Here is a 25,293-nt window from a genome sequence, read left to right as displayed (position 1 = left end):
GTCTATGAGGCATAAAACCCGATGGGTTTCAATCCTTTGTCCCCCCACTACAGCGAGCCGCTCGGATCATGCCTTTAATTGTTTCAGCCGTCGTGCCCGTCTATAATGAGGAAGGGGCGGCCGTACAAGTCGCCAGGGAAATCGAGACGGCTTTCACGGCGACCTTCGGGGCGGATGGTTTCGAGATTATCTTTGTCGATGACCGCAGTTCGGATGATACCCACGCGCGCCTTGTGGCGGCGCAAGGCGACATTCCGTCGCTGCGCGTGCTGCGCCATGAAAACAATGTCGGTAAGAGCGGCGCCATGCGCACCGGCATCTTGGCTGCCAGGGCGCCGTTGGTTGTAACTCTCGATGGTGACGGCCAGAATCCGGCCGCCGATGCGGCCCGCATGTCGCAGATCCTGCGCGATGCACCGGAAACCGTCGGCATGGTGGCCGGACAGCGCCGTAACCGTCAGGATACGTCATCCAAGCGCGTGGCCTCGCGCTGGGCCAACCGCATCCGCAAGGCGATGCTCAATGACAAGGCCGACGATACCGGCTGCGGCCTGAAGGCCTTGCGTAGAGAGGTCTTCTTGCGCCTGCCCTATTTCGACCAGATGCACCGCTACCTGCCGTCACTGGTGACGCGGGAAGGCTTTGAAATCTTATTCGAGCCGGTGGATGATCGCCTGCGTACCACAGGTCAGTCCAAATATACCAATATCGGACGTTTAGCTGTAGCGCTTTCCGACCTCCCCGGTGTAATGTGGTTAAACAGTCGTTTACGCCAGCCCGGCAAGGTGACCGAAAGCGAGCGATAGGCGACGGCTCAGGAGCGGGTTTTTCATGGCTATCGATCGTGATCTTATCGCCAAGGAAGCGGCCATCGGCATGTACGACCAGCAGCCTGCTGATAATCATCAAAGGGGGTTCAGCTTGATTACCGCGTTTCCGCTACTCGTCATACCCTTCATTGTCTACAACATCCTGGCCCTGTTCTCGCTCGGCGGCAGCGATGAAGCGGCCTATAATGCCGTGACGCAGGTGCTTTTCAACCTGCCCATGCCTTCCACCGGCACGCACTGGTCGGTCAATGTCGGCGATGTGATCCTGTTCGGCGCGCTGATCTGCCTCTTCTTCGAACTGCTGAAATCGACCAAGTCGGACAAGGTGGCCATCGTCAATCACTCGCTGTCGATGGTTCTGTTCATTGTCTGCCTGGTGGAATTCCTGCTGTTTCGGCCGTTCGCTACCTCGGCCTTTTTCCTGCTGACCTTCATGACGCTGATGGACGTGCTGGCCGGCTTTATCGTGACGGCGGTTTCGGCCCGCAAGGATATCGACTTCGGGCATTGAGCCTGGAGTTTTTGGATCGTAAACCCGCCTGTGATGCCGGCGGGTTTTCGTTATCCAAACACTGCAAAAATGAGTGTCACAGCGAAAATATCGAAGGCGCGCGTGGCGTAGCGCGTCCAGACCGGACGGGTTTTATGGGCTTTGACAAGAGACAGCACGCAAGGCTCCAAGGTAAAGGAACCTGATCGGCTGCAATAAGTGTGCCGCGAATTTTCTGTTAGAGCACTTTCCGAAAAGTGTGACGCACTTTTGGCTTCGCCGAACTACGTTTCGGATTAAAAAGTGCGTAAAAGCAAAAAATTAGAGCGCCGATCTGACCCAATCAGATCGGAAAACGCTCTATATTTCAGTCTTTGTCACGCGGCCGGGCGCCGGTCTGCGGTCATTCGGGCCGGAATATTCCGACTTGAGATAGGTCGATTTTGCCCGATCGAGCGTTTCCGGCCCACCGCGCAGGCCGCGCTTTTCGCCGCCGCTCAAAAGCTGGGCGGCATAGCTGGCGTCATTCGCGTCTGTTGAGGCTTTCCGCTTCCGGTACGGCGCTTCCTTCGCCCCCTGGTCAATGACGGGGCCGACAGGTACGGGCAGGTTATTGGGAGGCAGATTTCCGCTCATGTCCGCCACTATAACCCGTATGCGTTAAAACATTAGAAAACGGGGCGGCTACCGCTCAGATAGCCGCCCGATCCTGTTATCCCTTTTGGGCCAGACGGTCGATCTGTGCCTTCATGGCTTCCATCTGTTCGCGCAGTTCGCGGACCTGGTCGGTTTCCGGCTTTGCGCTTTCAGGCGCTGGCTCGGCGGCAGGGGCTGCCTGGCCCGCCGCACCCGTATTGGCAAACGAGAAGGGTGAGAACATACGCATGGCGCGGTCGAACATAGCCAGGTTTTGCGACACCTGCTCGTCGAAGAACCCGATGCCCGGCGCGGCCCCAAAGGCTTGCGAAAACTGCGAGCGGAAGCGCTCCTGCTGCTTGGCGAAGCCATCCAGCGACATCTCCAGATAGGTGGGCAGCAGGTTCTGCATACTATCACCGTAAAAACCAATGAGCTGGCGCAGGAACTGGATCGGCAGCAGGTTCTGGCCGCGGCTCTCTTCTTCAAAAATGATCTGGGCCAGGACGCCACGGGTAATGTCATCACCGGACTTGGCATCGAAGACCACGAAATCGACGCCTTCCCGTACCATGTCGGACAGGTTGTCCAGCGTCACATATGAACTGGTGGCCGTATTGTATAAACGCCGATTGGCGTATTTCTTGATGATGACGCGGTCGCCCTCACCACGCTTTGCCCGTGTCTTTGTTTCGGCCATCTGAGCAGTTTCTCCTGTACTCTATCCTTGAGATTAGTGCGCCCGATTGATCGGGTCTGCGTTTATTTCGCACCTACAACATAAGCGCTTTTTTGCCTTTGCGTAAAGAGGCGGTATGAAAATGGCGCAAATCCTTTCTTTTCAAGGCTTTCATTATTGTGTCCTGCGCAATTTCCATGCAAGTCCTATTGCGGGTGATGCTGCGCACAAAAAGTTGAATAGATGGCGGCGGCCGGACCGGATTTTGGACGTGACGCGCGCATCACGATAGGGCACGAATGCCGTCATAAACTGAAACCAGTGTTCAGGCGCAAGGATAACGGCGTAACTTGATTTCGCCCCTCAGGTGGCTTAAGTCGCGGTTACACAAGTCTTTTTTGGTGTATACAGTCTACAAGGGAAGTCCGGAATGTCCGTCAATGAAGTCGTTATCGTCTCCGCCGCCCGCACACCGGTGGGTTCCTTCCTCGGCAGTTTAGGTGCCGTGCCGGCACATGACCTGGGCGCCCATGCCATCAAGGCGGCCGTTGAGCGGGCCGGCTTGCAGGCTTCCGACGTCAACGAAGTCATTCTCGGCCAGGTGCTTCAGGCGGCCCAAGGCCAGGGGCCGGCGCGCCAGGCTTCGGTAAAGGCTGGCATTCCTTACGATTCCCCCGCCTGGTCGATCAATCAGATCTGCGGTTCTGGCCTGCGCGCTGTGGCCCTGGGCGCTCAACAGGTGGCGCTTGGTGACAGCGCCATCGTCGTGGCCGGTGGTCAGGAAAGCATGTCCATGGCTACCCACGCCGCCTATATCCGTGCCGGCCAGAAGATGGGCGACCTCTCTATGGTCGATACCATGATCAAGGACGGCCTGTGGGATGCCTTCAACAACTACCACATGGGCACCACCGCCGAAAACATCGCCACCAAGTTCGGCATCAGCCGCCAGGAGCAGGATGAGTTCGCGGTCGCCTCGCAGAACAAGGCCGAGGCCGCCCAGAAGGCCGGCAAATTCGATGCTGAAATCGCCCCCTACATCATCAAGGGCCGCAAGGGCGATGTGGTGTTCGACAAGGACGAGTTCATCCGTCACGGCGTAACCATCGACGGCATTTCCGGCCTGCGTCCGGCCTTCTCCAAGGAAGGCACTGTCACCGCCGCCAACGCCTCCGGCCTGAACGATGGCGCGGCCGCCGTGGTGCTGATGTCGCGCGCCGAGGCTGACAAGCGCGGTCTGAAGCCGCTGGCCCGTATCGTCTCATCGGGCATTTCCGGCGTCGATCCGGCGATCATGGGCACCGGTCCGATCCAGGCCGTGCAGAAGGCGCTCAAGAAGGCCAACTGGTCGATTGGTGATCTCGACCTGATCGAGGCCAATGAAGCCTTTGCCGCCCAGGCCATCAGCGTCAACCGCGAACTTGGCTGGGATCTCAGCAAGGTCAACGTCAATGGTGGCGCCATCGCCATCGGCCATCCGATCGGGGCTTCCGGCGCCCGTATCCTGACCACCCTGCTGTTTGAAATGCAGCGTTCGGGCGCGAAAAAGGGCGTGGCCACACTGTGCATAGGCGGTGGTATGGGCGTCGCCCTCTGCGTCGAGGCCTAAGCTCGCTCCGCCGGGCTGCAAATCGTCATCTTTCATGCTTCCGGTGCTCACGTACTCAAGTACGCTGCGCTCCGGGTCATGAAAGCTAACCATTTTCGCCTCGTCGGCCCGGCTTATGCCACGGCGCAGATGTTGTGAGGCTAAAAGTTTTTCGAGGGAGAATATCTATGAGCAGAGTTGCACTGGTTACCGGTGGTACGCGCGGTATTGGCAAGGCCATTGTCAAGCGCCTGAAAGATGCCGGCCTGACGGTCGCTGCCGGTTATGCCGGTAATGAGGAAAACGCCAAGCGCGTGGCTGAGGAGCTGGGCGTTTTCATCGTTAAGGGCAGCGTCGATAACTTCTATGACTGTAAGCGCTGTGCCCAGGAAGTCGAGGCCGCCCTGGGGCCGATCGAGGTGCTGGTCAATAATGCCGGCATCACGCGTGACGGCTTCTTCCATAAAATGTCGCTGGAGCAGTGGCAGGAAGTCATCCACACCAATATGGACAGCGTCTTTAACATGACGCGTCAGGTGATCGAAGGGATGCGCGAGCGCGGTTACGGCCGTATCATCAATATCTCCTCGATCAACGGTCAGAAAGGCCAGGCCGGCCAGACCAACTATTCCGCCGCCAAGGCCGGCATGATCGGCTTCACCAAGGCGCTGGCGATGGAATCGGCCAATAAGGGCATCACGGTCAACTGTGTGGCGCCGGGCTATACCTCGACCGAAATGGTCTCGGCGATTGCCCCTGCCGTGCTCGAAAAGATCGTGGCTGGCATTCCGGTCGGCCGTCTCGGCACGCCGGAAGAAGTCGCCGAAATCTGCGCCTTCCTGGCTTCGGACATGGCCAGCTTCATCACGGGGGCCACTATCGCCGTCAATGGCGGCCAACACATGCTCTAAGTCTACTCTGGTGGGCTGCAAAACGCCGTCGTTTTGCGCGCTCTTGCTCGTGTACAAGCGTACACGTCGCGGCGAGTGCTCAAACGCCAGCATTTTTCGCCTCACCAGAGCGACTTAGCCTGCATATAATTAAGAGGCGCGGGGTAGTGGTGTCCGCGCCTTTTTTGCGCCCGCATTGAGGCGGTCTAAATTGGTTTGGCGTCTTAAATCTGCCCAAGTCGGCCGGTAAGTCTTCGCCCAATGAACAAGACCCTGGCACATCCTCTGGCCCGATCTCTGGCACAGTTTCTGGCCGCATTGATGCTCCTGTTCTGCCTGGCGGAAGCAGGGACAGCACTGGCCGACGGACCGCGCTCGCTCAAGGAAGCCATGTTCGGCAAGAAGGCCGATGACAACCGTTCCGCCAGCCGCCCGCCTGTGGCGCATTTCACCTCCGAAGACGGCCAAGGCTTTATCCTCGATGAATCCGGCAGCCGCAGCCTGATGCGCTTCGACGGCGATGATGAGGTCTGGTTGCTGACGCCGACTCAAGGGCCGAAAGGCGATGTCATCTACAAGAACGATGTCGGTGAATCCGTCCTGAAATCGACCCGCTGGGGCGGCATGATCCTGTTCAGCGATGACCGGCCGATGGGCGATCCCGTCGCCGTCACCGGCAAGGCCGATGCCTTTACGCCGGGGCGTATGTCGCCCAGCCTGCTGTTCCAGTCCCTGGTCCATGCCAGCCGCCGCGTCAGTCTGGCGGTCGGCCGCACCATCGGTTTCGATGCCCCCGATGTGACGCCGGGCGCTGATTTTCTCTATGCCGATGCCGCCGGCGTGGCCGCCGAAGCCCTCGTCCAGGCTTCCCAGCAGCCGCGCGGCAAGCAGATCATGGCGCCCTTGCGCGGGGTGCAGTTCATCGAAGGCCGTCCGCCCAGCGCCACCGTACAAAACGGCGTGCTGGTGCTCAAACTTGATGTCTCGCGCGGCGACTGGAGCGGCCGTCCGTCTTCGCGCCGCATCCTCAATGTCGTTGTGACCTCGGTTCCGGTCGGCAGCACGGCCAGACGCTAGTTTGTAATTTGGCTCCCCGGTGCTATGTTATGGCAGGGGGACGAAATGAAAACTTACAGCTATTTCCGGTTTATTCTCGCTATCTTCGGGATCGCGATTATTGGCATTCTTGCAGCCTGGCTGGTTTATGGCCTGACCTTGGCTAAGATTCCTGCAATTGTTTTGCTGGTCTTTTTTGCAATTCAGGTGATCGGGTTATTTTGGCTGGTCCCGCGCTATCTCTGTCCAAAATGTGGAACAGACTTGTTTCCGAACTGGCTTATACAAAGACAACTTCCTGGGCCTAAAGCGTGTCGCAACTGCGGGCATTTCCCATGGAAACTGTAGCTCTGTATTTTAATAAAGTTGTCGCTTCATTGGCGAACGACGCTGGAGCAGTCTTTTTTGCATTATGTGTCGCACTTTATTTCTCTTCTGCATATTATGTCTTGAGAGTACCAGACATACTGATGGCCAACAGGTCAAATGGACGTATCAGCGGTGCTCTCGCTCACATGCTGATCAAGACGGTTATCTTTTTGGTTTTCGTCGTAGGCGCTTTAGTGATTTTGTTCTCAGGTGTATTCCAATACCCTTAGAACTGGTCCTTCGCCCGGCGCAATTCGCCGAATTTCGCGGCCTGAGCGGCAAAATCCTTTTCCTGTAGCGGATAGACCAGGAACGGATTGGTTGCCTTTTCCTCGGCCACGGTCGAAGGCACGGTCGCTTCGCCGCGTTCGCGCATGACCCGAATTTTCGCGCCACGTTCCGAGAGGGCGAGGTCTGCCCCCAGACTCTCGGCGAATTTCAGATTGGACAGCGTATATTCATGGGCGCTGTAGAGGATGGTGTCGTCCGGAAGCTCGGCAATACGTTTCAGCGCGCCCCACATCTGCTCCTGTGTGCCCTCGAACAGGCGCCCGCAGCCGAGGGGAAAGATCGTATCCGCCACGAAAGCCTGACCGCCGGAGCGATCATAATAGCCGATATGGCCAAGCGTATGACCGCCGAGATCGATCACCTCCAGCACGGTTTCGCCGAGCCGGAAGACAACGCCGGGTGTCAGCACATGATCGAGCGGTGCGATCCGCGTCACTTCATGCGGGCCGTAAATCTCAGCATCATAGCGCTTTTTCAACAGGGCATTGCCGCCGGCGTGATCCGGGTGCCAATGGGTATTGAGGATATAGTCGAGCCGGTTCAGCCCCAGCGCGGACAGCCTTTCCGTGATGGCGCGCGGCTCAGGCGCATCGATGATGGCCACCCGACCTGACGCCTCATCCTGAAGGATAAAGCCGTAATTGTCCTGCAATGCGGGGAAGATATCGACCTTTAGGCCCATCTTAGGAGTCGCCCTGATAAACTGGATGTTCTAACCTATATAGGACTTGCCAGAGCCAAAGGAACCCCGTTGCGTCGTCCGGTCGAAGATCTCAACCGCTTTTACCAGTCGCCAGAAGGCGCTGCGGCCAGGCGCCTGATCGATCGCAAACTGGGTGAAGCCTGGCCGGATGTGCGGGGGCTGGATGTACTCGGCATCGGTTACTGCACGCCCTATCTTGACCGGTTCAACGAAGCCCGGCGCGTGCTTTCGGCCATGCCCGCCTCGCAAGGCGCGGAAATCTGGCCGGCCGATATGCGCGTCCGCTCGGTTCTGGTCGAAGAGGAGGCCCTGCCGTTTCCGACGGCCCTTTTCGACCGCATCCTGATGGTCCACGCGCTGGAAGAATCGCCTGTTCCCCAAGGGCTGCTGCTGGAAGCCTCGCGCCTGTTGGCGCCCAATGGCCGGCTGATCCTGGGCGTGGCGGCACGGGGCGGCTTCTGGGCTCATGCGGAAAAAACCCCCTTTGGCTATGGGCAGCCCTATAGCCGTATGCAGCTTGAAGCCGCGCTGCGTGATGCCGAACTGGAACCACTCGCCTGGTCCTATGCGCTTTATGCCCCGCCTTTCAGTCCTTTCCTGCGCTGGTCGGGGGCGTTGGAAAATATTCTGCCGCGCATGTGGCCGATCACCGGCGGGCTGATCCTGATGGAGGCGGGGCGTCGGCCGTTCATCGCCCATACCGCGCGACCGCAGAAGTCGATCCTGCAGGAGTTGCGGGGTGTGCTGACTCCGGCACAGCAGCCGGTGCCGACCTCACGCGATCATGCGCCAGTCACGCGTGAGCTGGCTTGACCCTCGGTCAGATTCTGCGCCATAGGGAAAGCATGAAACACCTGATCATTATGCGCCACGGCAAGGCGGAAAAAGACGCCGAATCCGGTGAGGATTTCGACCGAACGCTGGCGGATCGTGGCCAGGCAGAGGCCAAAAGCGTCGCTGAGGCGCTGAAAGCCTATGGTTTGAAGCCCGATTTTGCCCTGGTTTCCAGCGCGGCGCGCACACGGGGCACGTTTGAGGCCGTGAAGGCCGTGATGGGCGATATTCCGGCGCTCGTCTCGAAGGACTTCTATAATGCCGGCTCCGAAGCGCTGCGGCGTGCCATAGAGGCGCATGAGGACGATGGCCAGTGCGTGCTGGTGGTAGGGCATAATCCGGGCGTGCAGTATCTGGTGGCTGAGTATCTGTTTGAAGGCGCGGCAGGACCGGAGATTACCGACAAGGTGCGCGGCAATTACCCCACTGCAACGGCCGCGGTGTTCGAGGTCGATGCCGCCGGACGGCCGATCTATGATGGACTGTATTTAGCCAAATGATCTACGGTCTTGCCACTCGCGCCCTGCATATTTTGCCGCCCGAAGACGCGCATAGCCTGACTATCCTGCTGCTCAAGGCTGGCTTGGGACCGGTATCGCGCCTGAATACGCCGCAACTGGCCGTTGATGTGCCCTATGAAGGCGGCACCTTGCGCTTCCCTAACTGTATCGGACTGGCGGCCGGCTTCGATAAAAATGCTGACGTGCCGCTGGCCATGGTGCGCGCCGGTTTCGGGTTTGCCGAATGCGGTACGGTCACGCCCCTGCCGCAGGACGGCAATCCGAAGCCGCGACTGTTCCGGCTGAGTGAAGACCAGGCGGTGATCAACCGTATGGGCTTTAACAACAAGGGACTCGACGTCTTCCTGCGTCATCTGGAGCATATCAATGCGCACCGGAAGGGCGCGGTGATCGGGCTCAATATCGGCGCCAACAAGGACGCCACCGACCGCATGGCCGATTATGTCACCGGGCTGAAACGCCTGTGGGGCCAAGGTAGTTACTTCACTATCAATATTTCTTCGCCCAATACGCCGGGGCTGCGCGCGCTTCAGGGCAAGTCCTATCTCGATGACCTGCTGGGCCAGATGGCGGAAACCCGTGCGGCGCTGGTGAAGGTCTCCGGCAGCAACTGCCCGATCTTCCTCAAGATCGCGCCAGACCTGACCGAGGCGGAAATCGCCGATACGGTGACCTCGACGCTCGATCACAGGCTGGATGGACTGATCGTTTCCAACACTACCCTGTCGCGCGATGGGTTGGTTTCCGCGCTGGCGGTGGAATCTGGCGGCCTGTCGGGTGCGCCCCTGTTTGAATTATCGACGCGGGCACTGAAGACGGCGCGGGCAGCTTCCGCCGGCAAGCTGACCCTGATCGGCGCCGGCGGTGTCTCGAACGGCGCGCAAGCCTATGCCAAGATCAGGGCCGGGGCTTCGCTGGTCCAGCTTTATTCGGCACTGGTCTATACGGGGCCACGCCTCGCTGACAGGATCCGCCGCGATCTGGTTCTGCGCCTCAAAGCGGACGGTTTCCGCTCGCTCACAGAAGCGGTCGGCACCGACGCTTAAGTCTCGACCTCGTTGGCCGTGAGCCGGGCCAGTGCGCAGACGAATAAGGCCCAGATCAGCGAATTCTGCGACAGGATAAAGCTTTCCGACAGGATGAGGAAGCTGAACAGCAGCAGGATCAGCACCGAAAAGAAGCCGTCCTTCACGCGGGCAAAGCGGAAGAGCGCGCAGAAGACGCCGATCGCCAGAACGGCGCCGAACAGGATTATGCCGACCCAGCCCAACTGGATCAGCAAGTCGAGCCAGCCATTATGCGCCGAAGGCACATCCCAATGGGTTTCGGCGCGTACCACCGAGGCGGGCACCGAGGTCGGGGTCCAGAACGCCTTATAACCATAACCCAGCCAGGGGTGCTTGTCAGACAGGCGCATCAGCGAGGCCCAGATTTCGGTGCGGCCGGTCAGGGTCGGATCCTTGCCGAGCAATTTGAAGATCATATCGGGGGCGATATAGAACAGGGCGCCCCCGATCAGGGCCGCCGTTGCCGCTAGCCAGGTGAAGAGGATGCTGCGCACGCCGCCGCGCTGCAGGGCCGTCAGCACAGGGAATGCGCCGGTGCTGGCCAGACAGGCGAGCAGAGAGGTCTTGGAGCGCGACAGGACCACCAACAGGAAGATCGTCACCGCCAGTCCGATCCATGCCTTGCGGCGTTCGGGCGCGATATAGGCGGAGGCGCAGGACGCGATGAAGCCCAGAACCATCATGGCCGCCATCTGGTTCTTTTCGTACCACAGGCCCTTCCAGGCGCCGGCATTGATATCGTCATGGATGCCGAGATGCGGCACAAAGAGGCAGACAAAATAGCTGCCGGCTGCCAGGATGGCGAAGCTGAATGCGATGATCTGCACCAAATCTTCGCCCTTATAGCGGGCGGCGAGATAGAGGCCGAACAATGAGGTTACGGCCACGGCGATGGTGCGCCGGATTGTGATGTCCGTCGCGATCGACCAGTAGCTGGAGGCAAAGCACAGCCCCACCAGCAGGCCGGTCATGAACAGGGCCGGCAGGATGCGCATCAGGCGGGTAACACGAAAGCCGATGAGCAGCAGTGTCACGGCATAAACGGGCAGCCACATCACCCGCAGGATGGCGGAATCGCTTTCGGCCGCGGCGGCATCAAGCGTTTGCGGCGCGAACAGCGGCCCGATCAGGGCATTTGAGAACATCAGGAGGCAGAAGATGGTCAGCGCCACTTCGGCGTAGAGGATCGCCTTTGCCAGGCCCGCCGCAGCTTCTGGTTGGTCGAGGGACTGGCTTGTCAGACGAGAAGACGAAACGGACATAAGACCTAGTGGCGATCAGGGAAACCTGACCGCCACTTCTAGTCGATAAGTCTCAACATAGACTTTAAAACGGCGAATATTTTTCCATCAGAGCCTGAGCGGCGGGCGGCTTCTGCATATTGGTGATGTCGCCGCGACCGCCGTAGGAGATGCGCGCCTCGGCCAGTTGCGTGTGCTTGATGGCGTTGGTCGAGGAAATATCTTCCGGGCGGGCGATGCCGGAAACGGTCAGGACGCGGACTTCGCGGTTGGTGCGAACCTCCTGCGTGCCCTGGATGATCAGGTTGCCGTTAGGCAGGACGCCGGTGACGATGGCGGCGACGGTGACGGAAATTTTTTCCGCCCGCTTGACCGAGCCGGCCCCGGTCGAACTGGAATCGCTCGAATTGCCGAGCGCCTTGGCCGGATTGTAGGCACCAGGGAGAATCTTGCCGAGCGAGGATTCCAGCCCGAACACGGAAGGCGTGGCGGCATTGAAATCGTTGGTGCGCGAGCGATCGGTGGCGTTGCTGGTCTGGGCGCTGTCATTGATATCGACCTGGACGGTGACGATATCGCCAACGGCGCGGGCGCGCTGGTCATTAAAGAAGGTGCGGGCGCCGACACGCCACAGCGAATTGCTGGAGGCCGGCGTATTGTTGGCCTGCGGATAGGCAATGGCCTGTTCGGAAGGCACCAGGGCGGAGGGATAGGCCATCGGGGTCAGGTTGGGGCCGTTGACAGCTTCGCGGACGGAGCCGCACCCGCTGAGGACGACTAGACCGGCGAGCAGGGCGGGAGCGGCAAGTAGGAGTCTGGACATAGGGGAGCCTTCAGGACTTAACGCCCAAAATTAACGGGAAGAGAGGAATGTTTGATTGCGGATCTGGGTGGCAGCCTGGCCGGAAACGGCGCGGCCGGGGCCGGTGACCACGGCGTCGATCATCTTCTTCGACGACGGGTTCTGCACCTGGATGACATCGCCAATCGCGCCGTCCTTTTGCGCCGGACCGGAGAGGGTGAGGCTGAGGCCATTCTGCGTCCAGGTGACGGAAACCATTTCCGAACGCTTTACGGCAACCGGACCGCTCAGGGCCGGTTGTCCCCAGTTCGCCGGGCTTTGCGTGCCGGTGATGGTGGCCAGTTGCTGGGCATTGCCAGATACGTTTCCTGAACTGGTTTCCGGACCGGCAGCCACAATGATGCGACGCAGGCCGCGGGCATTGTCCCAGTAGGCGCCATTGCGCGCGGCGATCGACTGGACGATGGCGGCATCGAGCACGGCAGTGGAGCCCTGGCGGTAGCCGAGCAGAACGTCCGACGCCTGGCCGGCATTGTCGAACACGTCGCCGAGCGTGATGCGGCCGTCGCCATCGGTGACGCTGGATTTCAACACCAGCGGAGCGGGCGAGGTCTGGGCATTTGCGAGGGCGGGAACTGCCAGCAAAATCACGGAAAGGGCGGCTAAAACTTTCATTTACTTACGCCCTCGCCAGTTGGCTGGTGGTTTGCAGCATTTCATCGGCCGTGGTGATGACCTTGGAGTTCATCTCATAGGCGCGCTGGGCCACGATCAGGGCGGTGATTTCCGAAACGGCGTCGACGTTCGACGATTCCGTATAGCCCTGCAGCAGGGTGCCGAAGCCGGTATCGCCCGGCGTCGAAACGTTCGGTGCGCCCGAGGCGCCGCTTTCGAGGAAGAGATTATCGCCCTGGGCATCGAGGCCGGCCGGATTGGCGAAGGTCGCCAGTTGCAACTGGCCGACGACGGTAGGGGCCGTTACGCCGGCCGTGGTGACGGAAACCTCGCCGGCTTTGGAGATGCTGACACCTGTCGTGCCCTGAGGAATGGTGATGCTGGGCTGAACGAGATAGCCGTCCGTGGTGACAAGACGGCCTTGGTCATCGAGCGAGAAATTACCGGCACGGGTATAGGCGGTTTCGCCGGAAGGGAGCTGAATCTGGAAATAGCCCTTGCCCTGGATCATGACGTCGTAATCATTGCCCGTCTGGGTGGCGCTGCCATCTTCCATGATACGGTAAACGCTGCCGGTCTTTACACCGGAACCGACCTGAATACCGGTAGGGACAACTGTGCCGGCATCGGAAGACTGCGCGCCCATCCGCTCGACATTCTGGTAGAGCAGGTCCTGGAACTCGGCCCGCTGCTTCTTGAAGCCGATCGTGTTCATGTTGGCGATGTTGTTGGAGATGACTTCAACATTCATCTGCTGGGCGGACATGCCCGTCGTGGCGGTTCTTAAGGCTCTCATTTACGCGATTCCTTATGCGACCTTGCCGAGGCGCTCGACGGCGCTGCGGTTCAGTTGGCTGTTCTGGTCGACGATGTTGGCGAGGGTCGTGTAGGCGCGGTTGATGCGCACCAGATTGGTGATCTCGGTCATCGGATTGACATTCGATGCCTCCAGAAAACCCTGGCGGACGGCGGCATCGGTGGCGGGAATCGCCGCGGCATTACTGGTCAGGCTGTAGGTACTGTCGCCATTTTTCGACAGGTCGCTCATATTGGCAATGCGAACGACGCTTATCTTGCCGACGCGCTCGGCCTGGCCCTGATAGCTCTGCGTGATGATGCCGTCGGCCGAAATGACCGGCTCGCCCTTCTTCGGGTCGAGCGTGATCGGGCCGCCGTCGCCCTGGACGACGTAGCCCTGGGCGGTCACCAATGTGCCATCGCCGGTCATGGAAAAAGCGCCATCGCGGGTATAAACCGTCTGGCCATTCTTACCGGTTACGGTGAAAAAGGTGCCTTCGCCATTGAGCGCCAGGTCGAGCGGTGCGCCGGTCTGGTTCATCGTGCCCTGGGTGAAGTTGCGCCCGACGCCATTGTCATAGGCAAAATTGGCCGGTGTGCGGATGGGGGCGTTGACGGCCGGGGCTCCCGGCTCGGCATTGACCAGCAATTCCTCGAACTTGTAGCCCGTGGTATTCATGTTGGCGAGATTATTGGCGCTGATATCCAGTTCCCGTTGCAGGGTGATCTGGCGCGACAAGGCGACGTAGTTGGCATTATCCATGTCAGCGGCTCCCGATTAAAGGTTCAAATTCAGGGTCTTACCGGAAAACGTCGCCGATCCTCAGATGCGCCGTTAACCATGTTTTTGTAAGATGCAAACGCCGTGCCACGGATGGTTAATTTTGCCAAAGCCTTGTTTTAAAAGGAAGTTGACGGTTTGCGCCGAATCCCGACACATGGAAGGGCGGCAAAAAGTGCCGTGCGGGGCGCAGATAACAAGCAATCGTTAACCATGTTTGGCGATAGTGATCTTAACACTTGAAGGCGGGTGCTTAAGGTTTGTTTAAGAGTTGGGCCTAGACTTCGGCTTTCAGCTCGGCTGCGTATTTACGGCGCGTATTTTTGATGGGTGGGCGGTTTGGCCAAGAAAGAGAAGAAGCCTAAGGACGCGGAGGCCCCGCCGGTGGATGGCGCCGAAGGTGGCGAAGGCGAGGCCGCGCCCAAGAAGAAATTCCCCCTGCTGATCGTCATTATCGCTGCGGCTGTGCTGCTGCTGGGTGGTGGCGGGGCGGCGGCCTATTTCCTTTTCCTGGCGCCCAAGCCGCCGGCGGACGCCGCAAAGGCGGGCGAGCATGGCAAGGATGAAAAAGCCGGTCATGGTGAGAAAAAGGACGCCAAGAAGGACAAAAAGAAGGAAGGGGGCGAGCACGGCGGCGGAGCCGATGCCAAGCTCGATCCGGCTACCCAGCCTGTGCCTTCGGAAGGCCCTAACGGTACGACCTATCTCTCCCTGCCGAACATGGTGGCCAATATCCAGTCGCCGGACGGCCGCGCCAGCTATCTGAAGCTCAAGCTGACCCTGGAATGTCCGGATGACGAGACTGTTGACGCTCTGACCGAGAACATGCCGCGCATCAATGACGTGATGCAGGGTTTCCTGCGCGAACTGCGACCAGAAGACCTGAGCGGTTCGCAGGGGAATTACCAGTTGCGCCTGGAAATCCTGCGTCGGATCAATCTGGTTCTGGCGCCGCACAAGATCAATGCCGTTCTAATTGAAGAAATGTTGATTACCTAATGGCCGAGGAAGTCGATCAGGAAGCCATGATGGCGGCTTGGGAGGCGGAACTCGCCGCCGAAGCCGAAGCCGCTTCCGGGGGATCAGGTGGTGGTGGCGGCGGCGATGGTGACGCCGGCGGCGACCTTGCGGCCGAATGGGAAGCCATGGTTGGCGGCGGCGGCATGGGAGAGCGCTTCAATGTGCCTTCCGGCGCCGAACGCATCCTCAACCAGGATGAAATCGACAGCCTGCTCGGCTTCGACCTTTCGGAAGACGACTATAATGAACGCTCGGGCATCCGGGCGATCATCAATTCGGCCATGGTGTCCTACGAACGCCTGCCGATGCTCGAAATCGTCTTCGACCGGTTGGTGCGGCTGATGACGACGAGCTTGCGCAACTTCACCTCCGATAACGTTGAAGTGTCGCTCGACAACATCTCCTCGATCCGTTTCGGCGATTATCTGAACTCGATCCCCCTGCCGGCGATCCTGGCGGTCTTCCGCGCTGAGGAACTGGATAATTATGGTCTGCTGACGGTTGATTCCAACCTGATCTATTCGATCGTCGACGTGCTGCTGGGCGGACGTCGCGGCACGGCGGCGCTGCGCATCGAAGGCCGGCCCTATACCACGATCGAACGTGTGCTGGTGCAGCGGATGGTCGAGGTGATCCTCAATGACGCCAAGGCGGCCTTCGAGCCGCTGACGCCGGTTAATTTCAATCTCGACCGGCTGGAGACCAATCCGCGCTTCGCCGCCATCGCCCGTCCGGCCAATGCGGCGATCCTCGTCAAGCTGCGCATCGACATGGAAGATCGCGGCGGACGCGTCGAACTGCTGCTGCCCTATGCCACGCTGGAACCGATCCGCAAGATGCTGCTCCAGCAGTTCATGGGGGAAAAGTTCGGCCGCGACAATATCTGGGAAAGCCACCTGGCGACCGAAATCTGGACCACCCAGATGGAAGTTCGCGCCGTGCTCGATGAGCAGCAGATGCCGCTTTCCAAGGTGCTTAACCTGGAGGTGGGCGAAACCCTCATCCTCAACGCCAATGCGGAATCGCCGGTGCAGATCAAGTGCGGCGCCATCCCGCTGACGACGGGGCGGATGGGCCGCAAGGGCCATTCGATCGCCGTGCGGGTGGATTCACCGCTCGCCTCGGCGGCCAAGCGCCGGCTGATGCAGGTGAAGAAGTAGGGTGCCGCAATGAGCCTGACGAACATTATCATGGATGGGGTCCTGATGGCGCTGCTGGTGGCGGCGCTGGTGTTCGGTATGCGTCTCGACAAGCGTCTGAAAGCTCTGCGCGCCGCCCATGAGGGCTTCGCCAAGGCGGTGCATGATCTCGATGATGCGGCTATCCGTGCTCATGCCTCGCTGAAGGAACTGCGTGGCAATGCCGATGAATCGCAGGATTTGCTGCACGGCCGCATCCTGGCGGCGCGCGATGTGCTGCAAAAGCTCGACATGCAGGTGACGCGCGCCGAACGGGTTCAGGCCGAACTGGACAAGGGGCTTGTCAGTTATGAAGCCATCCGCAGCCAGGCCGTGACCCGTCCGGCCGCAAACGAGGTCATTCGCCCGGCGCATCATGAGGCCGAAGCGGTGGCGCGGCCGCGTGATCGCTCGGCCTTCATGAACGAGGTGCGGCCAGATCGGACGCCCTATGTGCGGACCGGCCGCAGCCTGTTGCCGGATATCGAGCCGGAAGATGAGAGCGAAATCATCGATAAGGTTCAGATGTCCGAACTGGTGGTCGCCAATCTCAACGAAATGATCCGCACGCTCAACCTGCCTGCCCGGCAGGCCGCTTCCGTTGAGGACGACCTGTTCACCAGGGACGCGGCCAGAGACACGGCCAGGGACTTCGCCAAGGATGCGGCAGATGACAAGACGATGACCGTGGAAGCGCCGAAAGGCCGTCCGCGTCAGTTCCATATCAAGAGATAGTATTTATTAGATGGCCTTACCCCGTTTCCTGCCGCTTATCGCCGTTGCTGCCGGTGGTGTGCTTGCCCTCAAGGCGATCACCAGCCTGGAAGTGATGCCGGACGTATTCCATGCCGCCTCTGCCTTTGCCGCCGATGGCAAAAAGGCGGAAAAGCCGGCGGCCAAGACAGTTGCGCCGAAAGCGAACGGCAAGGGCGAGGTTGATCGCGCCGATGACCCGACCCAGAGCTACGGCGTCGATCCGGCCCTGATGGCGGCGGATGCGGCCTCCCAGGGCAAGGACGCGGCGGCCACCGCGCCGATGACGCCGATCTGTGCTACCTCTGTAAACGATCTGGCCAAGCAGGCGGGCATTTCACCCAATGAACTGAATATCCTGCAAAGCCTCGGCCAGCGCCGGGCCCAGCTTGACCAGCGTGAGCAGCAGCTCAATTCGCGGGCCCAATTGATCGAGGCCGCCGATTCCAAGCTCGACGCCCGCATCACGCAACTGGCCGACCTGAAAACGCAGATCCAGGGGCTGCTCGACCAGGCCACCAAGGTGCAGGATGACGACACCACGCGTCTGGTTGCCGTCTATTCCGCCATGAAGCCGAAGGATGCCGCCGCCGCCATGACCATTATGAGCGACGATGTCCGTCTGCCGATCGCCTCGAAGATGAAGGACCGGGCACTGGCGGCTATTCTCGGTGCCATGTCGGCCGATGCTGCCAAGGATATGACGGAAAAGCTGGCCAAGCGGATGCAGCGTGCCGATGGCCTTCAGCAGCAGCTCAATAAGACCACGGCCGGCGGGCCGGCGGCGCCGGGACCAGCGGCGGCCAAGCCCACAACGCCTGCGAAAAAGGGTTAAGGGTATCCACAGATTACGCAGATTGCACAGATTTTCAGACTCTTATCGAGATTGATTTCACTGTGAGGCAAGGCTTTTGCGCAGAGCGCCAGTCTTTAGCGGTAATACCTTTGCTGTAAGCTGGCCACCGCGGCACTGAAAAATCTGCGTAATCTGCGTAATCTGCGTAATCTGTGGATTTCTTATTCTTTTCTGTTGTAGCAGATGCCCACAAAAAAGCCTTCCCGATGCGAACGGGAAGGCTTTTTTGTTCTAAGGGCTGTTGGCTCAGATCGGCATCCGCATGATTTCCTGGTAGGCGTTGATCACCTGGTCGCGGATGGCGATGACGGTTTGCAGGCTGGTTTCGGCGCTGGAAACGGCGGTGACGGCATCGATCAGTTCCGCCTTGCCCTGCGACTGCTGCACCATCATGTTTTCGGCGCCCTGGGTCGCCTTCATCGTGTGTTCGAGTGCACCCTGCAGCATCTTGCCGAAATCGGGCGCCGAGGTGGCGCCGGCGTCATTGCTGCTTTCCTTGGCGGCATTCTGCGCCTGTTTGACGGCGGCGCCATAGGCGCGGGCGGCGGATAAGGGGTCCATGGTCTACGCCTTATTTTTCAAGAATATCGAGGGTTTTCTGGGTCATGGCGCGGGCTGTCTCGATCACGTTGAGGTTGGCCTCATAAGACCGCTGGGCCTCGCGCATGTCCATGGTTTCGATCAACGGATTGACGTTCGGCTTCTTGACATAGCCGCTGGCATCGGCCGCCGGATGGGTGGGGTCATATTCCTGCTGGAAGGCGCTCATGTCCTGCACCACATTCGCCAGCTTGACGCCGGTGGCGCCATCAACGGGCGCCGAGGTGAACACCGGCGTCTGGCGGCGGTAAGGATCGGCGCCGGGCGTGCGTCCGGTCGAATCGGAGTTGGCGATGTTTTCGGCGATAACACGCATCCGCGCCTGCTGCGCCTTCAGCGCGCTGGCGGCGACCGCCATGGTCTGGCTCGATTGAGGGGGCTTGTCGTTATTGATCATCGCTTACTCCTACTTTCCAGGGGACTTATTTGCCGGGGGCTTTGGCGGCCATGCGCAGCATGGACATGGACTTTTCGTAGAAGGACACCGCCGCCTGGAACTGCATCCGGCTCTCGGCCATTTTGAGCATCTGTTCTTCGAGGACTACGCTGTTGCCGTCCATGGTGGTTTCCGAATCGAGCGAGACGATTTCCTTTGCCCGCGTGGCGCCGCCGTCCGGTGACGGCAGGTGCATGGCGTTGGTCATGGTCATGCCCAGGCCATTGGCCGCTTCGTCCTGTCCGGCCATCAGCTTGCCGAAATCCTGGCCCATCAGATCGCGCGGCTTGAAGCCGGGGGTCGAGGCATTGGCGACGTTTTGGGCCACAACCTTCTGGCGGTCATTCAGCCAACTCATGCGCGATTGCAGCGCGTTCAGGAAGCCTATGCCCTGATTAGCCGTGTTTGTCGTCATGCTCAGGCCTTTCCGAAATCCAGCGACTCAACCTAATGAAGGTTATGCCACAGTTACGGGGCAAATTATGCCCACCTTTTGGTTAATGAAGGCTTTAAGTAAACGCCGCGTTAACCCTGGTGGGGGCAAAAGGATGCAATGAGTCTGGTAGAAATCCTGCGGGCCTTTTTCGGCCTGTCCATCGTTATCGGGCTGATTCTCGGCCTGGCCTATGTGCTGCGCCGCTATGCGCCGGCGCTGATGGCGAAGCTGCAGGCGCAGCGCGGTACGAAGCGGCTGGAGGTGATCGAGACGCTCGTGCTTGACCCCGCCCGCCGGCTGGTTCTGGTGCGGCTCGATAAGACCGAACGCCTGATCCTGCTGGGGGAAGGGCGCGAACTCGATGCGCCCGGCTCTGTTTCCGTGAAGCCTGTGCCTGTTTCCTCAAAAGCGCCTCTGGACCCCAATGATGACCTGTTCTGACGCGCCTGTTTCCGAGGCTGAACCAAAGGGCCGCAAACCCTTAGGGCCGAAAACGATGAACTTCATCGTGCTGGTGGTGTTTATCCTTGGCTTCACCATGATGATCATGCCGTACAGCGCCCTGGCGCAGTCGGTGAATGTCGATCTCGGCAAGGGCGGCAGTTTAAGCGCCCGCGTGGTGCAACTGATCGGCCTGATGACAGTGCTTTCGCTTGCGCCGTCGATCGTCATCATGACGACCTCGTTCATACGCATCGTGGTGGTGCTGTCCCTGTTGCGGACGGCGCTCGGTTTGCAGCAGAGCCCGCCCAATGCAGTGATCATTTCGCTCGCCCTGTTCCTTTCGGCCATAGTCATGGCGCCGACCTATGAGGCGGCCTACAGTCAGGGCATCCGGCCGCTGATGGATCAGGAAATGGAGTTGCCGCAGGCTTTTGACGCCGCCAGCCAGCCGGTGAAAGCCTTCATGCTGGCCCAGGTCGACCAGAAGGATCTGGGCCTGTTCGTCGGCCTCTCAAAACTCGAAATGCCGGCTGACAAGATGGACCTGCCGGTGCGCGTTGTAACCCCGGCCTTCATGATTTCGGAACTGAAAAAGGCGTTCGAGATCGGCTTCATGCTGTTCGTGCCGTTCCTGGTGATTGACCTCGTCGTCGCCTCGGTGCTGATGTCCATGGGCATGATGATGCTGCCCCCGGTGGTGATATCCCTGCCGTTCAAGCTGATCTTCTTTGTGTTGGTCGATGGCTGGCACCTGGTCGCCGGCTCGCTGGTTCAGAGCTTCCATCCTGTGGCGACAGGCGGTGGATAAAGAAAAAGGGAGGCTGCCTATAGCAACCTCCCTCTTGGTTTAGCGCTTGCTGATATCGATAAATGGCACAGCGCCGCCGGTCGTGGTGGGCAGCTTGCCATCCCACTTTTCGATGGCGCGCAACTGCACCACCTCCGGAGACGAGGCGATCGATTGCGCCAGCAGGCGGTTCGATTCCGCCTGGCCGCGCGCCTGTTCGATCAGGGCGTCGGCCTGGGCCTTGGCCACGGCCACCTGCGCCTGGGCGGCGGAAGCGTCGGCATCGGCTTTGGTCTTGGCCTGAATCGAATCGAGGATCACCTGCGGGTATCGGATGGTGCCGATCCAGTCGAGCTGGCTGATATTGACGCCTTGCGCCTCCCATTTGCGGTTGACGCGCGCCAGGGCCTTCTGGATCACCTGCTGGCGGCCGCCGCGATATAGGTACTCGACGCTGACCAGTTCGGTTTCCGCCGCGATGCTTGAGCGCACATCGTTACGGATCGGCCCTTCAAAGAGCTGGTCAAAGGTCAGGCGATAGCGCGTATAAAGCGCCGGCGCTTTCGACGGATCGATGCGCATGACCAACTGGACATCGGCCGTCATCGGCAGGGCGTTGTTGTCCGAGAAGGTGACCTCCTCGTTTTCCGGGCCGCGCTCGTCCTGTTCGCGCGTATAGGTATAGGTGCGCTGGATGACCGGGAACTCGGCAATGCGCTCGCCTGGCAGATTCAGATGCCAGCCCGAGGGCAGCGGCGTCTTGTCGACGCCGGCATTGGGGCCGAGCGTACGAATCTTGACGCCGACATTGCCCGGCTGGATGGTCTGGCCGCACGAAACCAGCGACACCAGCAGCAAGACGGTCGCCGCCCCGGCGGGGATCAGCACTTTCCAACGGCCCGGCAGGGCAATACCGGTGCGGAGATTGTTTGTATTCATGTGTTTGTTTCAAGGGCTGCGGCCATTACGAACGCGGCTCAGGTCCCCCGACCTTTCATAAGTTGAGTTAATCTATAAACAGAACAAGCGAAATGCGCGCTCTCGGATTTGAGAGTGACTATAGTCTTGGTTTCGGGGAGGGCTTGATCGCGTAAGAGCAAATATGGGCTGGTGCCGAGATTTCGACGAATGGCCGCGCATTAAACTTGCGGCTATGCCTGACTTAACTGACGATCATTTTCCTTCATTTGAATCACGTCCCCCAAATCTTGGGGACCTGCATATATTACAGGTTTGTCGAATTTCCTTAAAGCGAAACACGACATCGATCACGCCGATGTGACTTTGTGGACGGAAGTGCGCGGTCGGATTACGCTGCCTTGCCCTTTGGCGCATTCGCCGCCGCTTTGGCAGCGGCATCATCCCGTTCGCGGAATTTCTTCTTCATGCCGGTAACCCAGCCGGCAAAGCTGTCGGTGGCGGCGGTCGAGGCGGCGAAATCCTTGGCGCTCAATGTGCCGCCGTCAAGCGGGGCCAGCGCCACGCGGATGGCATCGGAGGAGGCCGCCGTATCGGAAAACTTGCCGTAGCGCGTCGACAGGCGGGTCAGGGACGGCTGGTCCTTTTGCAGGCTGTAGGCGATGGCGGCGCGCAGCAGGCGGCCTTCGTCGGCCAGGGTCAGCGGCGCATCGCTCTTCCAGCGGTCACCGAGGCGCTTTTCGAGAATCGCGCCGGCGTGGGCATAGTCCTGCTTGTTCCAGAAGATATCGGCGCGGATATCCTGCGCGTCCGGCGAATTGTCATTGCCCAGCACGTCCAGCGCCTTGTCGGGTTCGTTCAGTTCATTGAGCGCGCGCGCTTCCAGAACACGACGCTCGGCCATCACCGATTTGGGCAGCAGGGTCGTGCGCGTGTTCCACAGGGCGGCCAGCGCCTTTTGCGGATTATGGTCCATCAGGTAAATGGCGGCGAGGTCGGCGGCCACCGTGGATTTTGCCACGCCATCCAGGCGGTGGCTGACCTGGTATTCCAGTAGGTCGGCAGCCTGATCGAGCAGATCGACGTCGACGAGGCGGCGCACGATCCGGCGTACCATTTCATCGCCGTCAGACCCAATGGGCGTCAGTTCCTTGAAATCGTTGAACAGGCCAAGCGCTTCGACCGGTTGCAGGCCGTCGGCCATGCCGCCGAGGAACAGGCCGCGGAACGCCTGGTTGAGCGTCGCCTGGATCTGGATCGACTGCGGATCATTCATGAAGGTCTGGCCGCCGCTCTTGAGCACCATCAGGGCCTCGCGGTAGCGGCCTTCGCTGAGATAGATGCTGCCCATGTCATTGATCAGCTTCATCTCGGTGTCGCCGCCGCGCCAGCGAAAGCGCAGGGAATCGAGCGTGGCCAGGGTATCGGCCGAAGTCGCCTTTTTCAGATCATAGCTCAGCATGGCGGCGTGCATGGCGGCCGGAGCAGCGATACTGTCATCCGTGGCGCGCGCCACCGCCTGGTAGACCTTCAGCGCGCGCGCCTTGTCGCCCTGGGCCTCGATGATCTGGGCGTCTATCAGGTACGCATGAAGCTTTTGCAGCGGCGTGACCGCCTGGGCGAGGCTGTAGCCGATCATGGCTTCAGCGGTGGCCAGGTCGTTCAGTTGCAGGGCGGAATAGGCATAGGCCGAGCCGATCTTGACGCGCCACTCCGGCGGAAACTGATCGAGCGCCTTGAGGCCGAACTTGAAGTCCTTGACGGCATCGGCGTGGTGGCCGGACTGCATTTCGCCATAGCCGGCCCACAGGCGCGAGGCGGGGTCGTTGACGAGTTGCGAAGAGGACAGGTCGCCGGTGGCATCGGCATAGCGGCCGGACAACATGCGCGCGACGACGCGCAAGCCCCGCACCTGCGGATTATCCTGGGCGCGCGGACTTTCCTTGATCAGCAGATCGAGGACGCCTTGCGCCTCGAAGTTGAGATTCTGCCCGACCAGGAACCGCGCCAAAGCCAGGCGCGCCTTGGTGGCCGCCGCGGGGCCAAGGCTGGCCTCGTCTGCGGCGGCGGCCTGAAGCGCATTATAGCGGACGAGGAAGCCTTCGGCCGGCGCGGCGGACCAGTCGGCATTCATCAGGCCAGGGTAAAGGGCGTTCTTGTAGGCCAGGGTCGGATCGCTGGGCGACGCGTTGGGATCGAACGTCGAAAGCGTCAGGCCGCCCGGCCGCGATATCTCGACCAGATCGCCGGAGACATCGACCTTGACATCCGGCGTCATATGCACGATCGCCGCGCCCTGTGCGGTCGAGGCCAGGGTGGCTTCCAGCACGGTACGGGCGGTGGTCAGGTTTTTCACCGGGCCGCGCGCCGGGACCACCGCCATGCGGTCGCCGACGCTGGGGTCACGAATCCAGGCGATGCGGGTGGCGCCCGCCAGGTTGATGTTCAGTCCCGGTACGCCCGCGCTGTCGTCACGGATGACGCTGGCCTCGACCGCCTTGTTATCCAGCGGCCGGCCACCCAGCCGGACGCGCCACACCAGCCCGTCATTGATGGCGGACAGGGCGCCGATGGTCGGGGCCTTGAGGCGCAGGGCCGTGAAGCCGTCATTGCGCGTCCACTGGGCATCCTGGACGATGGCGCCGTCCTTCAGCTCCGGCGGCAGGCGCAGGTCGACCTCGGAATCGAAGACGATCCATACCGATTCGCCGCGCCGGAAAACGGCGCTGGCGACGGGGCCTTCAAACGGGAAGGCGATATCCTTGCCGCCATCAATGGCCTCGACTTCCAGCGCCACGACCGGCACCTTGGCCGCCTTGTTGACACGGGCGTCATTCGGCGTGGCGGGTTTGGTCTCTTCGCCCCTGATGACGTCCTGGAGGTTGACTGTGACCTGGCCGTCCTTCTTGCCATCGTCGGGCTTGGCGTTGTCTTCGGCTGCCGGATCGATCTGGACGAAGACGGCGCCATCCTCCCGGCCGAAATGGGTCTCGAAACCGTCATTGACCGTGAGCCACAGTTCGCTGGCGCGGGCGTCGGACTTGAGATCGATGCCCTTGATACCGACCGGTGGATTTGAGCGGATATCGCCAAGGTCCGGCTTCTTCTGGCCCGGCAGGCGAATAACCACCTGGCCCTTCTCACGGCGAACCGAAGCGCGGCTGCCGATCGCGCCGTAGATTTCGATGCGGCCGGAGGACTTGTTGCGGCCGACGCGGATGTCGATATCCGAACGCGGCGCCACCTGGGGCGGGGCGATGGTATCCCCCAGCGCCAGGGTGGCCATGCCCATGCACAGGGTGGCGGCAAAGATGGCGGTGGTGCGCAGGGCGGCCTGGCGAGAGGATTGGGGCGGTGACGGTGCGTCGAGCAAAACGCGCGCACGCTCAAGCGCCGGCTCAGGTGAGGGCGCGCTGCCGGCAGGTCCGGCATTCGTTGCAGACGGTCTACGGTCTCGACTCATTACCCGTTAACTTGCCTGAACGGGGTTTAACCATAGTTAATGCCGCGATAATTTTCCCTGTCGTTTCGGGCTTTAAGGTGAGCGAGAATCTCATCATAGGTTAAGGGCAAATTAACCGTTCGCGCGGCAAATATTGCCGGGTTGTGTTGTG

General features: G+C 60.4%; 28 protein-coding genes. 15 read left to right on the top strand and 13 right to left on the bottom strand.

All coding sequences use genetic code 11. The features are described 5' to 3' along the window. The first annotated feature begins 68 nt into the window (after positions 1–68). Positions 69–806 carry a glycosyltransferase family 2 protein gene (locus BLO49_RS05745; protein ID WP_090645351.1) on the top strand — a complete coding sequence of 246 codons (738 nt, stop codon included), beginning with the start codon at positions 69–71 and terminating at the stop codon, positions 804–806. Between the two features lie 25 nt (positions 807–831). Continuing rightward, positions 832–1,341 (top strand): hypothetical protein, encoded by a 510-nt coding sequence (locus BLO49_RS05740; RefSeq protein ID WP_090645349.1) that lies wholly within the window; start codon positions 832–834, stop codon positions 1,339–1,341. 339 nt (positions 1,342–1,680) lie between these two features. Here the strand turns inward: BLO49_RS05740 and BLO49_RS05735 are convergent, their stop codons facing one another. Both BLO49_RS05735 and phaR read right to left on the bottom strand, forming a co-directional pair. Continuing rightward, entirely contained in the window at positions 1,681–1,956 is a 276-nt protein-coding gene (locus BLO49_RS05735; RefSeq protein WP_090645346.1) for a hypothetical protein, read from the bottom strand. A 76-nt stretch (positions 1,957–2,032) separates the two neighbouring features. Then, complete coding sequence (gene phaR / locus BLO49_RS05730; protein ID WP_090645344.1) at positions 2,033–2,656, bottom strand: polyhydroxyalkanoate synthesis repressor PhaR; 624 nt, start codon at positions 2,654–2,656, stop codon at positions 2,033–2,035. A gap of 409 nt (positions 2,657–3,065) precedes the next feature. Here phaR and BLO49_RS05725 point away from each other — a divergent pair, with 409 nt between their 5' ends. From BLO49_RS05725 to BLO49_RS05710, 4 genes are all read left to right on the top strand, one after another. Beyond that, positions 3,066–4,244: an acetyl-CoA C-acetyltransferase gene (locus BLO49_RS05725; RefSeq protein WP_090645341.1), complete on the top strand. Its 1,179-nt coding sequence runs from the start codon at positions 3,066–3,068 to the stop codon at positions 4,242–4,244. Positions 4,245–4,411: 167 nt separating this feature from the next. Next, a complete protein-coding gene (phbB, locus tag BLO49_RS05720; RefSeq protein WP_090645339.1) occupies positions 4,412–5,134 on the top strand; it encodes an acetoacetyl-CoA reductase in 723 nt (240 codons plus the stop codon). Between the two features lie 240 nt (positions 5,135–5,374). Then, positions 5,375–6,190 (top strand): DUF4908 domain-containing protein, encoded by an 816-nt coding sequence (locus BLO49_RS05715; protein WP_245678870.1) that lies wholly within the window; start codon positions 5,375–5,377, stop codon positions 6,188–6,190. 45 nt (positions 6,191–6,235) lie between these two features. Next, positions 6,236–6,517, top strand: a complete 282-nt coding sequence (locus BLO49_RS05710) for a hypothetical protein (RefSeq protein WP_090645336.1) — start codon at positions 6,236–6,238, stop codon at positions 6,515–6,517. A 247-nt stretch (positions 6,518–6,764) separates the two neighbouring features. Here the strand turns inward: BLO49_RS05710 and gloB are convergent, their stop codons facing one another. Continuing rightward, positions 6,765–7,511 (bottom strand): hydroxyacylglutathione hydrolase, encoded by a 747-nt coding sequence (gene gloB, locus BLO49_RS05705; protein WP_090645333.1) that lies wholly within the window; start codon positions 7,509–7,511, stop codon positions 6,765–6,767. 69 nt (positions 7,512–7,580) lie between these two features. Between gloB and BLO49_RS05700 the strand changes: the two genes are divergently transcribed. The 3 genes from BLO49_RS05700 to BLO49_RS05690 are packed head-to-tail and all read left to right on the top strand — an operon-like array spanning position 7,581 to position 9,933. Next, complete coding sequence (locus BLO49_RS05700) at positions 7,581–8,345, top strand: class I SAM-dependent methyltransferase (protein WP_090645330.1); 765 nt, start codon at positions 7,581–7,583, stop codon at positions 8,343–8,345. Positions 8,346–8,377: 32 nt separating this feature from the next. After that, positions 8,378–8,866 (top strand): SixA phosphatase family protein, encoded by a 489-nt coding sequence (locus tag BLO49_RS05695; RefSeq protein WP_245678869.1) that lies wholly within the window; start codon positions 8,378–8,380, stop codon positions 8,864–8,866. After that, positions 8,863–9,933, top strand: a complete 1,071-nt coding sequence (locus BLO49_RS05690; RefSeq protein ID WP_090645327.1) for a quinone-dependent dihydroorotate dehydrogenase — start codon at positions 8,863–8,865, stop codon at positions 9,931–9,933. Before BLO49_RS05695 ends, BLO49_RS05690 begins: the two co-directional genes overlap by 4 nt. Here BLO49_RS05690 and BLO49_RS05685 read toward each other — a convergent pair. The 5 genes from BLO49_RS05685 to flgF form a co-directional block, all read right to left on the bottom strand. Beyond that, the gene (locus BLO49_RS05685) at positions 9,930–11,216 is read right to left on the bottom strand and encodes an O-antigen ligase family protein (RefSeq protein ID WP_090645323.1); all 1,287 of its coding nucleotides are present in this window, start codon (positions 11,214–11,216) and stop codon (positions 9,930–9,932) included. The two genes, BLO49_RS05690 and BLO49_RS05685, sit on opposite strands and share 4 nt — an antisense overlap. Before the next feature lie 64 nt (positions 11,217–11,280). Beyond that, a complete protein-coding gene (flgH, locus tag BLO49_RS05680; RefSeq protein WP_090645320.1) occupies positions 11,281–12,018 on the bottom strand; it encodes a flagellar basal body L-ring protein FlgH in 738 nt (245 codons plus the stop codon). Positions 12,019–12,048: 30 nt separating this feature from the next. Continuing rightward, positions 12,049–12,672 (bottom strand): flagellar basal body P-ring formation chaperone FlgA, encoded by a 624-nt coding sequence (gene flgA / locus BLO49_RS05675; protein ID WP_090645317.1) that lies wholly within the window; start codon positions 12,670–12,672, stop codon positions 12,049–12,051. Between the two features lie 4 nt (positions 12,673–12,676). Then, positions 12,677–13,468, bottom strand: coding sequence for a flagellar basal-body rod protein FlgG (flgG, locus tag BLO49_RS05670; RefSeq protein ID WP_090645314.1), 792 nt, complete (start codon positions 13,466–13,468; stop codon positions 12,677–12,679). Positions 13,469–13,480: 12 nt separating this feature from the next. Then, a complete protein-coding gene (gene flgF / locus BLO49_RS05665) occupies positions 13,481–14,233 on the bottom strand; it encodes a flagellar basal-body rod protein FlgF (RefSeq protein WP_090645311.1) in 753 nt (250 codons plus the stop codon). Between the two features lie 357 nt (positions 14,234–14,590). Between flgF and BLO49_RS05660 the strand changes: the two genes are divergently transcribed. From BLO49_RS05660 to BLO49_RS05645, 4 genes are all read left to right on the top strand, one after another. After that, the gene (locus tag BLO49_RS05660) at positions 14,591–15,250 is read left to right on the top strand and encodes a flagellar basal body-associated FliL family protein (protein WP_090646165.1); all 660 of its coding nucleotides are present in this window, start codon (positions 14,591–14,593) and stop codon (positions 15,248–15,250) included. 146 nt (positions 15,251–15,396) lie between these two features. Next, positions 15,397–16,431, top strand: a complete 1,035-nt coding sequence (gene fliM / locus BLO49_RS05655) for a flagellar motor switch protein FliM (protein ID WP_415500080.1) — start codon at positions 15,397–15,399, stop codon at positions 16,429–16,431. A 9-nt stretch (positions 16,432–16,440) separates the two neighbouring features. Further along, entirely contained in the window at positions 16,441–17,184 is a 744-nt protein-coding gene (locus tag BLO49_RS05650) for a DUF6468 domain-containing protein (protein WP_090645304.1), read from the top strand. 10 nt (positions 17,185–17,194) lie between these two features. Beyond that, positions 17,195–18,037 carry a MotE family protein gene (locus tag BLO49_RS05645; RefSeq protein ID WP_090645301.1) on the top strand — a complete coding sequence of 281 codons (843 nt, stop codon included), beginning with the start codon at positions 17,195–17,197 and terminating at the stop codon, positions 18,035–18,037. Positions 18,038–18,304: 267 nt separating this feature from the next. On the opposite strand, the gene fliE is transcribed toward BLO49_RS05645, so the two are convergent. From fliE to flgB, 3 genes are read right to left on the bottom strand one after another with little or no spacing between them, the layout of a single operon-like run. Then, the gene (fliE, locus tag BLO49_RS05640) at positions 18,305–18,619 is read right to left on the bottom strand and encodes a flagellar hook-basal body complex protein FliE (RefSeq protein WP_090645298.1); all 315 of its coding nucleotides are present in this window, start codon (positions 18,617–18,619) and stop codon (positions 18,305–18,307) included. Between the two features lie 10 nt (positions 18,620–18,629). Beyond that, positions 18,630–19,055, bottom strand: coding sequence for a flagellar basal body rod protein FlgC (flgC, locus tag BLO49_RS05635; RefSeq protein ID WP_090645295.1), 426 nt, complete (start codon positions 19,053–19,055; stop codon positions 18,630–18,632). A gap of 25 nt (positions 19,056–19,080) precedes the next feature. Beyond that, positions 19,081–19,509, bottom strand: a complete 429-nt coding sequence (gene flgB, locus BLO49_RS05630) for a flagellar basal body rod protein FlgB (protein WP_090645292.1) — start codon at positions 19,507–19,509, stop codon at positions 19,081–19,083. A 138-nt stretch (positions 19,510–19,647) separates the two neighbouring features. On the opposite strand from flgB, the gene BLO49_RS05625 reads away from it, so the two are divergent. Then, complete coding sequence (locus BLO49_RS05625; RefSeq protein ID WP_090645289.1) at positions 19,648–19,971, top strand: flagellar biosynthetic protein FliO; 324 nt, start codon at positions 19,648–19,650, stop codon at positions 19,969–19,971. A 55-nt stretch (positions 19,972–20,026) separates the two neighbouring features. Continuing rightward, positions 20,027–20,782 carry a flagellar type III secretion system pore protein FliP gene (gene fliP, locus BLO49_RS05620; RefSeq protein WP_090645286.1) on the top strand — a complete coding sequence of 252 codons (756 nt, stop codon included), beginning with the start codon at positions 20,027–20,029 and terminating at the stop codon, positions 20,780–20,782. Between the two features lie 39 nt (positions 20,783–20,821). Here the strand turns inward: fliP and BLO49_RS05615 are convergent, their stop codons facing one another. Both BLO49_RS05615 and BLO49_RS05610 read right to left on the bottom strand, forming a co-directional pair. Further along, positions 20,822–21,700 carry an SPFH domain-containing protein gene (locus BLO49_RS05615; RefSeq protein ID WP_090645283.1) on the bottom strand — a complete coding sequence of 293 codons (879 nt, stop codon included), beginning with the start codon at positions 21,698–21,700 and terminating at the stop codon, positions 20,822–20,824. Between the two features lie 370 nt (positions 21,701–22,070). Next, positions 22,071–25,142: a tetratricopeptide repeat protein gene (locus BLO49_RS05610; protein WP_090645279.1), complete on the bottom strand. Its 3,072-nt coding sequence runs from the start codon at positions 25,140–25,142 to the stop codon at positions 22,071–22,073. Between the last annotated feature and the right edge of the window lie 151 nt (positions 25,143–25,293).

Source organism: Asticcacaulis taihuensis, assembly GCF_900100255.1.
Classification (GTDB): Bacteria; Pseudomonadota; Alphaproteobacteria; order Caulobacterales; family Caulobacteraceae; genus Asticcacaulis; species Asticcacaulis taihuensis.
The sequence above is the reverse complement of the archived record's forward strand: the minus strand, read 5'-3'. Positions and strand labels throughout refer to the sequence as shown.